This window comes from Alistipes sp. Marseille-P2263, from assembly GCF_018101075.1.
GTDB lineage: Bacteria > Bacteroidota > Bacteroidia > Bacteroidales > Rikenellaceae > Alistipes > Alistipes dispar.
The window spans coordinates 191,402-205,744 of sequence record NZ_JAGQEJ010000003.1 but is presented as its reverse complement, the minus strand read 5'-3'; the positions used below and the strand labels follow the sequence as shown (position 1 = coordinate 205,744).

The following is a 14,343-nucleotide window of genomic DNA, read 5'->3' as shown; positions in this document are numbered from 1 at the left end:
AGCGAACGACCGGGGCGTGCCGAATGTTCGGCACGCCCCGGTTTTCCGTATTCCTTCCGGCGGCTATCGGGCCGGGACGCTTTCGATGACGTCGATCTCCGTCACCGTCCAGTCGAACAGCTCGTCGGCGCACTGTCCCTCCAGCCGGCGCAGTTGCGAAAGGTCGGTCGTGTCGGCCAGCACGGCGTTGAAGAACTGCTCCATCGTGGAGTAGGTCGCGTTCACCTTGCCTGCCAGGCAGGTGTAGAAGGCTTTCTGCTGGCTGCGGTCCAGTCCGGCCGGGAGCACGCCCTGCCCCACGAGGTAGTCGTAGGGGAAAATATGGCGCATGTTGTGCGCGTCGGCATCGAGCTCTTCGACGATCGTCGTGACGACGAACATGTCCACGGTGTCGTTCACGCCCGGCATCTGGATGAAGGTGGTGTACACCGGATAGGCGTTTTCCAGCTCTCCGGCCACCCCGTCCGAGAAGAGGACGAACTCCGAATCGGTCAGGTCGTCGAGGTAGATCATCTGCCGGTAGCTGCGCAGGGCGTCGCGCATGGCCTTGCGCTCTTCGCGGTTCCATTCCCGGCGCTGCGAGCAGCCGGCGAAACCTGCGGCGAATACCGCCAGCAGGGATACACAAAGGAGAATCTTTTTCATATTCCGAATTGATGTTGGTTCATTATTCCCCGGATCGCAATCCGTGTGCCAAAAATATTGCGTATATTTGTTGCCGCACAACACGACCGGTTATGGATGTTCTGGCTTTTCGCGACTACTGTCTTTCGCTGCCCTTCACCGAGGAGTGCACGCCCTTCGACGAGACGACGCTCGTCTATAAGGTCGGCGGCCGGATGTACGCCTTCGCCGACATGGTCGGATTCGAGCGGATCGCCCTCAAGTGCGATCCCGAAGAGGCGCTGCTGCTGCGCGAGCGCTATCCGGACGAGGTGACGCCCGCCTGGCATACGAACAAGCGTCTGTGGAACGACGTGCGCACGACGGGCGACCTGCCCGATGCCTTCATCCGCGCGCAGATACGCAACTCCTACCTGCTGGTCGTGCGGCGGAATGTGACGCCGCGGGCCCGCCGCGAGGAGATTCTCGCCCGTATCGGCGAGCTCGGACTGCCCGAATGATTCCCGCGATTGTTTTCCGAACCAAAAAATAACAGATGCGTATGAAGTGCAAAATCCTTTTGCTGGCGTTGGCCGTCGGGGCGGTGTCCTGCGGCGGAGACGCGAAAACCGAACTTTTCAACGGCCGCGACCTCACGGGATGGGTCTGCGTCACGGCCGGCGGCCCCGCTGCGGCGGAGGTCTTCACCGTGCAGGACGGCTGCATCCGCGTGGCGGGACAGCCTTTCGGGTTCCTGCGCACGGCCGAGCAGTACGGCGACTACCGCCTGCACGCCGAGTGGCGCTGGATCGGGAAGCCCTCGAACAGCGGGCTGTTCCAGCGCATCCAGGAGGGCGACGAACTTTGGCCTTCGCTGATCGAGTGTCAGTTGGAGTCCGGGAATGCCGGAGATCTGCTGGGATTGGGCGGCGCCACGATGGCCGGGGTCGAATCGCCGGAGGGCGGCGTTCCGGTCAAAAAACGCGTGGGCGGCGCTTCGGAGAAACCCGCCGGCGAATGGAACGAGGCCGAAGTGATCTGCAAGGGCGACCGCATCACGGTCTATGTCAACGGCGTGTTGCAGAACGAGTGCAGCGGGGTGAACGCCCGGGGCTACATCGCCCTGCAAAGCGAGGGCGGTCCGCTGGAGTTCCGCAACATCTATCTGACGGAGGTCGAGTGATTCCGGGGCGGCGCTCCTGCGGGGAGGCCGTTCCGTCCTTTTCCTTATGTCATCGCCCCTGCCGCAACGCGGCAGGGGCGATGCTTTTCAGCCGGAACGGCCTGCTACCGCCGGTCGTTTTCCTCCAGCGAGGCGACGTAGGCTTCGCGGAGCTTCAGCAGCTCCTGCGCCTTTTCGGGGTATTCGCCGAGCAGGTTCTCCGACTCCGTGGGGTCGATTCCGAGGTTGGTGAGATACAGCCCTTCGAGCGTTTCGTTCCGGTCGTCCGGCCGTACGTCGATCGCATTGCAGAGCAGTTTCCAGTCGCCCTGCCGCACGGCCCACTGCCGTTCGAAATCGAAGTGCAGCACGTCGTGCGGAGACTTTTCCGAGGCGTCCCGAAGCAGCGGTACGAGGCTCCGGCCGTCCACGTCGATTCCCGAGGCGTCCAGCCCGCACAGCTCCAGAATCGTCGGGAACCAGTCGATGTTCATGGCCGTCTGGTCGCGCGTCTCGCCCTGCGGCAGATGTCCGGGCCAGGAGACGATGGCCGGCACGCGGATGCCGCCCTCGAAGAGCGAGAACTTGCCGCCCCGGTAGTCGCCGCAGTAACCGCCTCCGCCGAAGGTGCGGACTTCGGTGCTGTGGCCGTTGTCCGACTGGAGGATGACGAGGGTGTTCTCTTCCAGCCCCCGTTCGCGCAGGAATGCGCGCAGCCGGCCCAGGTAGTCGTCGAACGTGGAGACGAAGGCCGCGTACATGCGCCGCGGGGCGGGCAGGTCGGCGTAGTGGTCCAGCCATTTCTTCGCCGGCTGCAACGGATAGTGGGGTATATTGACGGCCCAGTAGAGGAAGAAGGGCCGGTCGTCTCCGTCCCGCAGGATGAACTCTTCGGCTTCGCGCAGCGTCTCGGCGGCGAAGAACTTCCCTTCTTCGTGAATCTCCTCTCCGTTGCGCCAGAGGTCGTGCCGGTTCGGGCCGCCCCAGTAATAGAAGTGCGAGTAGCTGTCGATGCAGCCTCCCAGGAAGCCCCAGAAATAGTCGAATCCCCGGCTGTTGGGGGCGTACTCCTTCCATGACCCCAGATGCCATTTGCCGATGCAGGCCGTGCGGTAGCCGTTGTCGCGCATCCGCTCGGCGAGCGTCTCCTTGCCGAGCGGCAGCCCCGTGTAGCCGGCGTTGCCCGTAAGTCCGGCGCGTCGGGTGAACTGCCCGGTCAGCAGACTCGCGCGGGAGGCCGAGCTGACGGGTGCGGCGTAGAACTGGGTGAACCGCACGCCGCTGGCCGCCAGCGAGTCCATGTGGGGCGTGCGGAGGTCCGCCGCGCCGAAGCAGCTCATGTCCAGCGTGCCGTGGTCGTCCGTGTAGATGATGATGACGTTGGGTTTCGCGGGGCGGGCCGCCGGGGCCGTGCCTGCCAGCAGCAGGCCGCCGGCGCTCAGGAAGAGGTGTCTGTTGTCCATGTATGCAGTCGTTTATCGGATCCGTTCGTAGTAGGGCAGGCGGTCGAGCGGCACGTCGGTTTCGATGCGTTTCGGCCCCCGGAATGTCTCGCCCCGGTCGTCGCGCCAGACGCCCCGCGGCAGCCGCACTTCGCGCTGCGTCCCCGGTGTGACCATCGGGGCCACGAGATAGCGGTCGCCCAGCATGAACTGGTCGCGGCATTCGAGGAACCCTTCGTGCGGGAAGGCGTACTCCATCGCCCGGACGATCGGCTCGCCCGTCTTCGACGCGTGACGCGCCAGCGAGAGGATGTAGGGCCCGAATTGGCGGTGCAACTGCGCATAGCGGGCGCAGACGGCCGCATTCTCGGGCGAGAGGATGCGCCACGGCGCTACGGAGAACTGCATCATCGGCATCAGCGCGTGCACCTGCGCCGAGCGGACGATCAGCTCCTCGTCGAACCGTTCGACCCCGAGAAACGAGGTGAACTGTCCGCCGCCGATCATGTCGGGGCACGTGTAGGGGTGTCCCAGCAGTCCTGCGGCCGTCATGTCGGGGATGAGCAGTTGCAGGGCCCGCCACGAGTAGTCCTTGTCGCCCAGACGCTGCACGACGGGCTGTCCGCCCAGTTTCCAGCAGGCACGCAGCTCGTTGCAGGCGAACGTGCCGCCCAGTTCGGCCCACCGCTGCATGTAGCGGTTCGGGTCGCCTTCGGGGTCGTGGTAGAGATACGGTTCGGCCTGCATGTAGGCCACGTCCCCGCCGTCGAACTTGAAACCGTCGGTTCCGTATTTGCTCCGGTTCTCCTCGAGTTTCCCGCGCAGGTACGCCACCGCTTCGGGGTTCGTCAGGTCGTAGCAGGCGCTGTATCCGTTCCACCACCGGACGATCGCCGGGTCGCCCCGGCGGGTTTTGAGCAGGTAGCCCTTCCGCTCCAGTTCGCGGAATTCGGGCGAGTCGGGCGAGACGTAGGGGGAGATCCAGAGCATCACGCGGAATCCCATGGCGTGCAGCGAGTCGATCATGCCCCGCGGATCGGGGAAGCGCGAGGCCTTGAAGTCGAAGTTCCCGTAGTCGTTCTGCCAGTTGTCGTCGATCATGAAGATTCCCTGCGGGAAGCCGTTTTCGACAGCCTTGCGGGCATAGCGCATGATGTCGCGCTGGTTTTGGTCGTACATGAGCTCGATCCAGGTGTTGTATTGCGGCATGGAGAAGAACAGCTCGGCGGGAATCGTTCCCGAGGGCGGGAAGTGGGCTGCCGAGGCGGCCGCATAGGCGTCGCGGAGATTCTCTCCGGCGTGCACGGCCTCGAGTGCCTCGTGGTCGGAGGAGAGATGGAGCCGTCCCTGCTCGATCCGGAACCGGAAGGGGTGTTCGGACCAGACGTAGCGGCCTTCGGACGAGAGCAGCAGCGGCACGGACTGGTTGTTGTAGTTGATTCGCGCGAGATCCTGTTCGGCGAGCTCCGCCGGATAGGGCATCCGGTTTCCCAGGGCGACGAAGCCGCCCCACCACCGCTCGCCGGGAAGCGGCTCTACGGTCTTTTCGAACGGGGGTTGCGCTGCGGCCGGCGACAGGCAGGCGGCGAGCAGGAGGAAAGAAAGCAGGCGTTTTTTCATTCGGGTCGTGATTTGGAATCAAAAGTACGAAAAGTCCGCAGATGAAACAAGCGATGCCGGCTGTCGGCATCGCCTGTTTCGCATTGCGACCGCATTTTTCGTTTCGCACCGTTTCGGAGGCGGCCGCTGCGGCCTCATTCCGGGCGCACCGCTGGCCGCATCGGTCGTGTCGGCCGCATTCCCGTCGTGTTACGGCCGCATCCCGGCCGCCTGCCGCCGCCAGCGGAGGTAGCCCGCCACGGCCAGGGCCGAATAGAGGGCGTACAGGGCCGCCGTCCACGGAATCTCCTTGTAGAGGTACAGTCCGACGGTCACCAGGTCCGCGGCCAGCCACACGAGCCACTGCTCGACGTATTTGCGCGAGAGCATCCACATCGCCACGATCGAGAGCGCCGTGGTGAGGCTGTCCCAGAAGGGCACGGTGCTGTCCGTGAAGCGCGCGAGCAGCAGGTAGAGCGCCCCGTGCGCGGCGAGGAACACCCCGGCGAGCGCCGGAATCCTCCGCAGCGGCGTGTGGCCGATCGCCGCGGCCTTCTCCGGCGTGCCGGCGGTCTGCGCGTTCCGCTGCCGGGCGTTGTGCCATACGATCCATCCGTAGAGTCCTGCGAGCACGTAATAGACCTGCATCGAGCAGTCGGCGTAAAGCCCCGCCTTGTAGTAGAGCGCTCCGTGCACGACGGGCATGACGAGACCCACGATCCACAGCCGGATGTCGGCGCGGTATTCGAGCCAGAGGTAGAGGAGGCCGAGCGCGACCCCCGTGAGTTGCAGGGCGAGTTTCCAGTCCATCGTTTTCGTGTCTTGTGCGGCCCGGGGCCGCTGTGAGCGGTCAGAAGCGTACGGTCACGTTACCCAGCACGTTGAGCGGAGCCTGCGGGAAATAGAAGGCCATGTCCGTCCGCTGTCCTTCCCAGATCGAGGAGTATCCGTATCCGTTGCTTTCGTATTCCGAATTGAAGAGGTTGTTGATCTGGAGGCCCAGCGAGACGCTGCGCGCCGCGCGCGTGCGGAACGTGTAGTTCAGGTTGAGGTTCGTCACGCAGTAGGCGTCGAGCGAGAGGGCCTCGACCTCGTTGTTGGTGAAGTATTGTTTGCCGACGCATTGCGTGTGGAAGAGGGCCTGGAAACCCTTGTGGTGGAAATCGAGGAAGAGCGCCCCCATGGCCGAGGGCGAGTAGGCGATGGTCCTGTCGCCCAGATTCTCGCCGTAGGTGGGGCTTCCCGACAGGGCGTCGATGTAGTTCTCGATGCGGTTCTGCGAGAAGGTGGCGTTCGCGCCCAGCGTGAACCAGCGGGTCGTCCGCCACGAGGCCGTCAGCTCCACGCCGCGGCGGTAGCTGTCGGGCACATTGACGTTCAGGGCGTCGTAGCCGTCGTTCACCATGCCCGTCGGTACGAGCTGGTCCTTGTATTTCATGTAGTAGAGGTTCACGCCCAGCCGGAGCCGCGGAGCCGTGTAGGTGTAGCCCAGCTCGTAGTCGCAGAGTTTCTCGGAAGAGGGGTAGCTGTCGTCCTCGGCGAACATGTGGCGGTCCGTGAAGTCGCTGCGCGTGGGCTCCTTCTGCGCCACGGCGAACGAGAAGTAGAACTCGTTGCGGTCGGCGAGCGTGTAGCTCAGGCCCGCACGGGGATTGAAGAAGTGGTACTGCTTGTCCACGTCGATGGGCTGCATGCCGTCCTCCGCGGAGATGTAGTTGTCGTTCACGCCCCACGCCTCGTAGCTGACGTAGCGGTATTGCAGGTCGGCGAAGAGCCGCAGCCCCTCGGCCGCCAGCCACGACGCCCGGGCGAAAAGGTTGGCATCCTGCTTCCTCACGTCGTTGTCGTACCAGCGGCCTCCGATCTGCTCCTTCTCCATGCCGCTCACCCAGTCCAGCGTACCCCAATGGGGGCAGGTGTAGTAGCTCCACGAACCGCCGAAGGCGAGGTCGAGCTTCCGCGTTGTGTAGCTGGCCGCGGCGTTCACGCCTCCGAGGTGGTTGCGCATGATCTTCTCGCGGATCAGGTCGGCGCTGACGTCGGCCGTCAGCCCGGCGGGAAGGTTGAGGTATTCGCAGAGGTCGGCGTCGTCCTTGTACTGTTTGTAGAAGCCGTAGCCGTAGGTGTAGAATCCCGTGGCGTTGAGCGCCCAGCGGTCGTTGAACCGGTGGCTCACGACGATCTGGTTGTTGATTTGCAGGTAGTTGTCCGTCTCGTCGTCGTAGTAATCGACCTTCTGCCATTCGGGGTATCCGTCGTTGCTGTTGTAGATCGTGTGGTAGCGTCCGTCCTCGGTGCGGTACATGCCGCCCGAGTTGTAACGGCGGCCGTTGTATTTCATTTCGTCTTTCGTCACGCCGTTGTAGGTGAGGTAGGTTTTGGCCTTGCCGCCGAACGAGAGCAGTTTGACGATCGTCCGTCCGTTGTAGTATCCGGTCTGGAACATATAGGACTTGAGGTCCGTCGCGCCGCGGTCGATGTAGCCGTCCGATCCGATGTGCGTCAGGCGGGCGTCCACCACCCAATGATCGCCCAGCAGTCCCGAGGAGATGCGCACGGCCTGCTTGTTGGTGTTGTACGAACCGTAGGAGAGCGAGGCTTCGCCGCTGAAGTCGGTCCCGATGGGCGCCGTGGTCATGTTCACCGCACCGCCGAAGGCGCCCGTGCCGTTGGTCGAGATGCCCGCGCCGCGCTGCACCTGGACGCTTCCCACCGAGGAGATCAGGTCGGGTGTGTCGTACCAATAGACCGAATGCGAGTCGGGGTTGTTCATCGAAACGCCGTTCACCGTGACGTTCAGGCGCGTGGCGTCCGTGCCGCGGAGGCGGATCGAAGTGCCTCCGATTCCGATGCCCGTCTCGTTCGTGGCGATCATCGAGGGTGTGAGCGCCAGCAGCGACGGAATGTCGAATCCGTAGCTGTTACGGGCGATTTCGTCGTGCGAGAGGTTCGAGAAGGCCACGGGGGTCTTCTCGGTGGCGCGCGTGGCCGTCACCTCGATCTCCTGCATCCGGTAGATCCGCAGCGAGTCGTCGTCCGGTCTCTCCGCGGCGGCGGTTGCGGCATGCGCCGTGCGTCCGCCGGCCGTTTCCGCGGCCCGGAGTTGCGCGGCCGGGCAGAGCGCGGCGGCCGCGAGCATCGGAAGAATAATCCTTTTCATCGTCAAACTTTTTAAGTTAATACACTGAAAAGGGGTATGTTGTGTCGATTATGCGTCTCCCGGTCTCGGCATTACCCGTATCCGGTACAATGGGTATAATCTCAGCCTGAAAGTAAGGCACCCCTTCGAAATATCGGCGGCAAAGGTATGAAAAAAACGTGAGAAAAATGAATTTTTGTCTTTTATTTAAGTGTTTAAAAAGATGATCTGATTATTGTGTGAAAAAATTTTGTTTGCTATTTTTTATGACGGTTTTGTTTGTGCTATTGCTTCTTATTGGTTACATTTGAAATGTTGGTAAAATCAAGAAATTTCGTTTGATTTGTTTTTAAATCGAACGGTTATGAGAAAAGATTTATTTTTAGGAGGCGCGGCATTGATTGCTGCTGTGGCTTCAGTTGTTATTACGGTTATGAGAACGAGAAAAACGTACCGGATTTATTCGATGCGAATGGTGAAGTTCTAACAAGCGACGAGGTTATCATACAGCGGCCTTGCGTTTATTATCCGTCTCGTATATGTTATATATTGGACGATGATTTGGGATATACGGAGGTTAAGGGCTATTTGTATTAATACTATAATCTCCGGAATGTTTTCGGAGATTTTTTATGATTTATGAGCAGATTATCGGTATTTTTCGCGTTGCTGATTGGATGTTGTTCCTGCGGTCGGGAGGCTTCGGATGCAGTTGTCTATGAGGTTTCCGCCCGGAAAATGGAGGGGCTGAACGATATCTTTGATTTTTACGGACCTTTTTTCTTCGACGAGGCTGACAGTTGTCTCGTTAAATCGGAAGGACAGGGTGAAAATGTCGTCGTTCGGTTCGATTGCCGTAAAGGCGTTTTGAAAAATCGGATTCGCAGGGGGCGGGGACCGGGTGAATACCTTGATTTGCGTGTGGTCGGAGTGAATCCTGTGACCGGTGATTTCCAAGCCGTCTCTTCTGTCGGTAGAAGCGTCGTCTCCTTTTCGCGTGAAATGGTCCCGTTGGATACAGTAACATTCGGAACGGCTTTGTTTGATGCCGTGAGGGCGGGTGATTTCTTCGTGTCGTACGGCGATTATGCGGCGACCGACAATCACATGTTTTCTTTTTTCGATACGCTCGGACAGGCCGTTGGTCGTTTCGGAAAATTCCCCGATGACGGCATGTCGGATGCGTTCCGGGATAAAGTGATGGCCTATCAGGGAAAATTGCTTGCGAACCGTACCTGTTCCAGGTTCGCTTTTTTTTCGAGTATGGGGAATGTCTTTGATATATACGGAATTGGGGCGAATAGGTGTCCGGTCCGTATCGCTTCGATCCGCAAGGAGTTACCCGTTTACGAACCGCAGCCGCATGTTGCGGCGGGTGTGCGTTTCCGGGATCCGGCGATTCACTATGCAGATGCCGCTTCATCGGATCGTCGTATTTATGCGCTGTACTCCGGACGGAAACTGGATATGGGAACGGTGGATCCAGACCGCCGGGCCCGGGAGACCCGGTTGATCCGGGTTTATGACTGGAATGGAGTTCATCAGTGCGATCTGCTGGCCGATATTCCGCTTTTGAATCTTTGTGTCAGTTCCGACGATCGTTATATCATTGGCCTTTTTTCCGAGGACGGGGAAATCCGATGTTGCAGACTTGATTTGCCGGAAGCGCTTTACAGATGACAGTCCGATTCCTTTCGGCAAGGGGACCGATAACGATTCCGCCCCTGCAAAAAATTGCGGCAGGGGCGGAACATATCGTGCTTCCGTGAATCAGCAGTTCCCGAACCGGAAGACGATCTTCTGGCAGTAGGTTTCGCCGGGCCGGAGCAGCGGCGAGGGGAATTCGGGATGGTTCACCGCGTCGGGATAGTTCTGGCACTCGACGGCTACGCCGTCGTAGTCCGCATAGCGGCCGCCGGTCTTGGTCTCGGGGCAGCCGCCCGCGAGCCAGTTTCCCGTGTAGATCATCACGCTGGGCTGCGAGGAGAGCACCTCGACGCAGCGGCCCGACCGCGGGTCGCGCAGGCAGCCCACCTCGCCCAGGATATTGGGCCTCCAGCCGTCGATCACGAACGGGTGGTCGTATCCCTTGAAGTCGCGGATGTGGTTGAACTCCGCGTCTATGCCGGGCCGGAACGGCCGGTAGTCGCGGAAGTCCTGCGGCGTGCCGGCCACGTCGAGCAGCCGGCCCGTCGGAATCTGCCGTTCGTTCATTTCGAGCGCCTGCGAGGCGTTGAGCCGCAGTTCGTGGTCGAGCACCGATCCCGAGCCGTCGCCCGCGAGGTTGAAATAGACGTGGTTCGTGAGATTCACGACCGTCGTCCGGTCGGTCCGGGCCCGGTAGGTGATCTCCAGCGAGCAGTCGTCGTCGAAATCGAAAACGGCCTCGACGCACAGCTCGCCCGGATACCCCTGGTCGCCGTCCTCGGAGAGGAGCGACATGACCACGCGGTTGGTTTCCACGCGGCTCTCCCAGACGCGGTTGGCGAAGTTGTTCGTGCCGCCGTGCAGGTGGTTCTGTCCGTTGTTCACCTCCAGCGCATACTCCTCGCCCTCGACCGTCATCCGCCCGAAGGCGATGCGGTTGGCGCAGCGGCCCACGCTCTTGCCGGCGGCCGCGCCGTCGTGGAAGTATCCTTCGGGGTGTTTGTAGCCCAGCACCACGTCGGCCATGCGGCCTTCGCGGTCGGGCATGACGGCGGCTACGATCGCCGCGCCGTAGTTCGACAGGCGCACTTCGGCGCCGCGGTCGTTGCGGAGCGTGTAGAGGATGATCGCTTCGCCCTCGGGAGTCATGCCCCATACGTGTTGTTCGATCCGTACCATGGTCATTCGGCGGGTTTGAGGTTTTTCAGCAGGCGGTCGATGCGGCGCAGGCACTCCTCCCGGCCGATGAATTCCGTGACGTCGTACATGCCGGGGCCTTTGCCGGCGCCGACGAGCGCCAGCCGCAGCGTGTTCATCACCTGCCCCATGCCGTATCCCTTCTCGTCGATCCAGCCGTGGACGATCCGCTCGGTGTTCTCCTTCGAGAAGTCGTCGATGCCCGCCAGCACGCCGCGCAGTTCGGCGAGGATCGCCGGGTTCTGTCCCTTCCAGTATTTGCGCGTCTGCTTCTCCTCGTACTCGGCGGGAGCCACGAAAAAGTAGGAGATGAGGTCCCACAGGTCGGTGATGAGCTGCGCGCGCTCCTTCATGATGCCTGCGGCGCGGCCCGCCGCTTCGTCCGGGACTTCGATGCCGTGCTCGCGCAGGATCGGCTGGCAGACGGCCGCCAGTTCGGCGTCCGTCTTGCGGTGCATGTATTGGGCGTTGAACCACTTGGCCTTGTCGGGCTGGAACCGGGCGCCCGATTTCGAGACGCGCTCCAGCGAGAAGTTGTCGATCAGTTCCTGCATCGAGAACAGCTCCTGTTCCGTGCCGGGGTTCCAGCCCAGCAGCGCCAGCATGTTGATGAACGCTTCGGGGAAGTAGCCGTCCTCGCGGTAGCCGCGGGCGGTCTCGCCCGTCGCGGGGGATGTCCAGAAGAGCGGGAATACGGGGAAGCCCATCTTGTCGCCGTCGCGTTTCGAGAGCTTGCCGCCGCCCGTGGGTTTGAGCAGCAGCGGCAGGTGGGCGAAAGCCGGCTGCGAGGATTCCCAGCCGAAAGCCCTGTAAAGCAGGTAGTGCAGCGGCAGCGAGGGTAGCCACTCTTCGCCGCGGATGACGTGCGATATCTCCATCAGGTGATCGTCCACGATGTTGGCGAGGTGGTAGGTGGGCAGCGCGTCGGCCGACTTGTAGAGCACCTTGTCGTCCAGCGTCGAAGTGTTCACCTCGACGTGGCCGCGGATCAGGTCGTCCATCTTCACCACCTCGTCCACCGGCATTTTGAACCGGATCACCCACTGGTCGCCGCGGTCGATACGCGCCTTCACCTCTTCGGCCGGAAGGGCCAGCGAAGTGGCGAGCCGCCCGCGCACGGCGTGGTTGTAGGCGAACGCTTCGCCGCGCGCCTCGGCCTCGCGGCGCAGGGCGTCCAGCTCTTCGGCCGTGTCGAAGGCATAGTAGGCCCATCCGGCCTCGACGAGTTGCAGGGCGTATCTGAGGTAGATCTCGCGCCGTTCGCTCTGGCGGTAGGGGGCGTGGGGGCCTCCGACGCCGACGCCTTCGTCGATCCCGATGCCGCACCAGCGGAGCGATTCGAGGATGTACTCCTCGGCGCCGGGCACGAAGCGCTGCGAGTCGGTGTCCTCGATGCGCAGGATCATCGTGCCGCCGTGCCGCCGTGCGAACAGGTAGTTATACAATGCCGTGCGGACGCCGCCGATGTGCAGCGGTCCGGTGGGGCTGGGTGCGAAACGCACCCGAACGGGTCTTTCCATCTTGTCTCGTTATTTTATTCTGTATTCGATTCGCATGGTGATGCGCGCCTTCTTCTGGCGCGAGGAGGTGTTGAACGACCCGCCGGCCGAAAACTCCTCGTTGGTGTTGGCTCCGGTGATCTGGAAGACGCCCATGCGTGCCGAAGCCACGCGGCCGATCTTCGTGCCGGCGTTCAGGGCGATCTTCTCGGCCCGCGTCCGCGCGTCGGCCGAGGCCTTCTCGATCAGGCCCATCTTCACGTCGTCGAGTTTCGTGTAGTAATAGTCCGGGGCGTAGGCCTCGATCGAGACGCCCTGGGCGATGAGCGACGAGATTTCGCGCGAGACGGTCTCGACCTTCTCCACGTCGGCCGACTCCACCGTGAAGCGCTGCCGCAGGCGGTAGCCCGCGAAGCGTTGCCCGGCCCAGTTGCCGTTGGCGTTGTAGATCGGGTCGTACTGCTTCTCGACGTTCACGAAGGCGAAGACCGTCTCCCCGGCGGAGACGCCCTTCGCGGCGAGGTACTCCTGCACCTTCTGCTTGCTCTTTTCTATCTGGGCGTATCCCGCGGCGACCTGCTGCGCCTCGGCTGTCACCTCGCCCGACCAGACGATCAGGTCCGAGGTGAATTCCGCCTCGCCCAGTCCGGTCACGAGGATCGTGTCCTGCGCGCGGTATTTATAGGTGTAGGCGCGGCCCACGATGGCGGCGCATACGACGGCTGCGATGCCGAGCAGCAAATACTTCGTGTTTTTCATGGCTCTGTCGTTTTGAGGTTGAACATAACGTGTCGCCGCTCCGGTCCGCGTCCTTCCGGGGCGGGTCCGGCGGGGCGGGTCAGACGTTGAACAAGAAGTGCATGATGTCGCCGTCCTGCACGACGTATTCCTTGCCTTCGATGCCGATCTTGCCCGCGTCGCGGCACGCCTTCTCCGATCCGAGCGCCACGTAGTCGTCGTACTTGATGACTTCGGCGCGGATGAATCCCCGCTCGAAGTCGGTGTGGATGATGCCGGCCGTCTGCGGGGCCTTCATGCCGCGCGAATAGGTCCAGGCCCGGGTCTCGTCGGCTCCGGTGGTGAAGAACGTTTCGAGATTGAGCAATTTGTAGGCCGCTTTGATGAGCCGCGCCACGCCCGACTCCCCGAGGCCCATGTCTTCGAGGAACATTTGCCGCTCCTCGTAGCTCTCCAGTTCGGCGATGTCGGCCTCGGTCGCCGCTGCGATCACGAGCATTTCGGCCTTTTCGTCGGCGATGGCGGCGCGCACGGCCTCGGTGTGGGCGTTGCCCGTCACGGCGCTCTTCTCGTCCACGTTGCAGACGTAGAGCACCGGTTTGTCGGTCAGCAGGTTCAGGTCGGCCACCAGGCGGCGGTCCTCCCTGTCCAGTTCGACCGTGCGGGCGCTCCGGCCCTGTTCGAGGGCGGCCTTGTATTGCAGGAGCAGCTCCACGGCCCGCTTGGCCTGCTTGTCGCCGCCCGACGTGGCGGCCTTCTGCGTCTTGGCGAGCCGGTTCTCGACGGTCTCGAGGTCCTTGAGTTGCAGCTCTGTGTCGATGATCCCCTTGTCGCGCACGGGGTCGATCGACCCGTCCACGTGGGTGATGTTGCCGTTGTCGAAGCAGCGCAGGACGTGGATGATGGCGTTCGTGTTCCGGATGTTGCCGAGGAATTTGTTGCCCAGCCCCTCGCCCTTCGAGGCGCCCTTGACCAGTCCGGCGATGTCCACGATTTCGATGGTCGTGGGTACTACGCGTTTGGGGTTGTCGATTTCGGCCAGCCGGACCAGCCGTTCGTCGGGGACGGTGATTACCCCCACGTTGGGTTCTATCGTGCAGAAGGGAAAGTTCGCCGCCTGCGCCTTCGCGTTCGACAGGCAGTTGAAAAGGGTCGATTTTCCGACGTTCGGAAGACCCACGATGCCGCATTGTAAAGCCATGTATCTCTCTTGTTGTATTCGTTTCGGAACCGCGCCCGGCGCGCGGGGCCGGGCAGTTCCGCAAAGATAGGAATTTCTTTTCAATTTGCGCATAAAAAAGCAGCGGCCGGAGCCGC

Annotated in this window: 12 protein-coding genes and 1 riboswitch; of the genes, 3 read left to right on the top strand and 9 right to left on the bottom strand. The window is 62.2% G+C overall.

Annotated features, from left to right (window positions below; translation table 11 throughout):
• Nucleotides 1-63: 63 nt before the first annotated feature.
• Nucleotides 64-645 carry a hypothetical protein gene (locus KB554_RS05525; RefSeq protein ID WP_211035146.1) on the bottom strand — a complete coding sequence of 194 codons (582 nt, stop codon included), beginning with the start codon at nucleotides 643-645 and terminating at the stop codon, nucleotides 64-66.
• A 92-nt stretch (nucleotides 646-737) separates the two neighbouring features.
• On the opposite strand from KB554_RS05525, the gene KB554_RS05520 reads away from it, so the two are divergent.
• Complete coding sequence (locus tag KB554_RS05520; protein ID WP_141427599.1) at nucleotides 738-1,124, top strand: MmcQ/YjbR family DNA-binding protein; 387 nt, start codon at nucleotides 738-740, stop codon at nucleotides 1,122-1,124.
• Nucleotides 1,125-1,165: 41 nt separating this feature from the next.
• Complete coding sequence (locus tag KB554_RS05515) at nucleotides 1,166-1,786, top strand: DUF1080 domain-containing protein (protein WP_242116300.1); 621 nt, start codon at nucleotides 1,166-1,168, stop codon at nucleotides 1,784-1,786.
• A 104-nt stretch (nucleotides 1,787-1,890) separates the two neighbouring features.
• Here the strand turns inward: KB554_RS05515 and KB554_RS05510 are convergent, their stop codons facing one another.
• The 4 genes from KB554_RS05510 to KB554_RS05495 all read right to left on the bottom strand — a co-directional run bounded on the left by KB554_RS05510 (nucleotide 1,891) and on the right by KB554_RS05495 (nucleotide 7,966).
• Nucleotides 1,891-3,228: a sulfatase-like hydrolase/transferase gene (locus tag KB554_RS05510; RefSeq protein ID WP_211035144.1), complete on the bottom strand. Its 1,338-nt coding sequence runs from the start codon at nucleotides 3,226-3,228 to the stop codon at nucleotides 1,891-1,893.
• 12 nt (nucleotides 3,229-3,240) lie between these two features.
• The gene (locus tag KB554_RS05505) at nucleotides 3,241-4,827 is read right to left on the bottom strand and encodes a glycoside hydrolase family 31 protein (RefSeq protein ID WP_211035143.1); all 1,587 of its coding nucleotides are present in this window, start codon (nucleotides 4,825-4,827) and stop codon (nucleotides 3,241-3,243) included.
• Between the two features lie 189 nt (nucleotides 4,828-5,016).
• A complete protein-coding gene (pnuC, locus tag KB554_RS05500) occupies nucleotides 5,017-5,616 on the bottom strand; it encodes a nicotinamide riboside transporter PnuC (protein WP_211035142.1) in 600 nt (199 codons plus the stop codon).
• Nucleotides 5,617-5,656: 40 nt separating this feature from the next.
• Complete coding sequence (locus KB554_RS05495) at nucleotides 5,657-7,966, bottom strand: TonB-dependent receptor (RefSeq protein WP_211035141.1); 2,310 nt, start codon at nucleotides 7,964-7,966, stop codon at nucleotides 5,657-5,659.
• Between the two features lie 39 nt (nucleotides 7,967-8,005).
• Nucleotides 8,006-8,101, bottom strand: a riboswitch (TPP riboswitch).
• A 483-nt stretch (nucleotides 8,102-8,584) separates the two neighbouring features.
• Here KB554_RS05495 and KB554_RS05490 point away from each other — a divergent pair.
• Nucleotides 8,585-9,625, top strand: coding sequence for a hypothetical protein (locus KB554_RS05490; protein WP_211035140.1), 1,041 nt, complete (start codon nucleotides 8,585-8,587; stop codon nucleotides 9,623-9,625).
• A gap of 90 nt (nucleotides 9,626-9,715) precedes the next feature.
• On the opposite strand, the gene KB554_RS05485 is transcribed toward KB554_RS05490, so the two are convergent.
• From KB554_RS05485 to ychF, 4 genes are all read right to left on the bottom strand, one after another.
• Complete coding sequence (locus KB554_RS05485) at nucleotides 9,716-10,771, bottom strand: aldose epimerase family protein (protein WP_141429912.1); 1,056 nt, start codon at nucleotides 10,769-10,771, stop codon at nucleotides 9,716-9,718.
• Nucleotides 10,772-10,773: 2 nt separating this feature from the next.
• Complete coding sequence (gltX, locus tag KB554_RS05480) at nucleotides 10,774-12,309, bottom strand: glutamate--tRNA ligase (RefSeq protein ID WP_141427586.1); 1,536 nt, start codon at nucleotides 12,307-12,309, stop codon at nucleotides 10,774-10,776.
• Between the two features lie 9 nt (nucleotides 12,310-12,318).
• Nucleotides 12,319-13,047, bottom strand: a complete 729-nt coding sequence (locus KB554_RS05475; RefSeq protein WP_141427584.1) for an SIMPL domain-containing protein — start codon at nucleotides 13,045-13,047, stop codon at nucleotides 12,319-12,321.
• Between the two features lie 79 nt (nucleotides 13,048-13,126).
• Nucleotides 13,127-14,227 (bottom strand): redox-regulated ATPase YchF, encoded by a 1,101-nt coding sequence (ychF, locus tag KB554_RS05470; protein ID WP_211035139.1) that lies wholly within the window; start codon nucleotides 14,225-14,227, stop codon nucleotides 13,127-13,129.
• Nucleotides 14,228-14,343: the final 116 nt, after the last annotated feature.

What these genes read in the sequence shown, in the direction of transcription:
- KB554_RS05525 (WP_211035146.1), bottom strand. Translation starts at nt 645, where the DNA reads ATGAAAAAGATTCTCCTTTGTGTATCCCTGCTGGCGGTATTCGCCGCA.
- KB554_RS05520 (WP_141427599.1), top strand. Translation starts at nt 738, where the DNA reads ATGGATGTTCTGGCTTTTCGCGACTACTGTCTTTCGCTGCCCTTCACC.
- KB554_RS05515 (WP_242116300.1), top strand. Translation starts at nt 1,166, where the DNA reads ATGAAGTGCAAAATCCTTTTGCTGGCGTTGGCCGTCGGGGCGGTGTCC.
- KB554_RS05510 (WP_211035144.1), bottom strand. Translation starts at nt 3,228, where the DNA reads ATGGACAACAGACACCTCTTCCTGAGCGCCGGCGGCCTGCTGCTGGCA.
- KB554_RS05505 (WP_211035143.1), bottom strand. Translation starts at nt 4,827, where the DNA reads ATGAAAAAACGCCTGCTTTCTTTCCTCCTGCTCGCCGCCTGCCTGTCG.
- pnuC (WP_211035142.1), bottom strand. Translation starts at nt 5,616, where the DNA reads ATGGACTGGAAACTCGCCCTGCAACTCACGGGGGTCGCGCTCGGCCTC.
- KB554_RS05495 (WP_211035141.1), bottom strand. Translation starts at nt 7,966, where the DNA reads ATGAAAAGGATTATTCTTCCGATGCTCGCGGCCGCCGCGCTCTGCCCG.
- KB554_RS05490 (WP_211035140.1), top strand. Translation starts at nt 8,585, where the DNA reads ATGAGCAGATTATCGGTATTTTTCGCGTTGCTGATTGGATGTTGTTCC.
- KB554_RS05485 (WP_141429912.1), bottom strand. Translation starts at nt 10,771, where the DNA reads ATGGTACGGATCGAACAACACGTATGGGGCATGACTCCCGAGGGCGAA.
- gltX (WP_141427586.1), bottom strand. Translation starts at nt 12,309, where the DNA reads ATGGAAAGACCCGTTCGGGTGCGTTTCGCACCCAGCCCCACCGGACCG.
- KB554_RS05475 (WP_141427584.1), bottom strand. Translation starts at nt 13,047, where the DNA reads ATGAAAAACACGAAGTATTTGCTGCTCGGCATCGCAGCCGTCGTATGC.
- ychF (WP_211035139.1), bottom strand. Translation starts at nt 14,227, where the DNA reads ATGGCTTTACAATGCGGCATCGTGGGTCTTCCGAACGTCGGAAAATCG.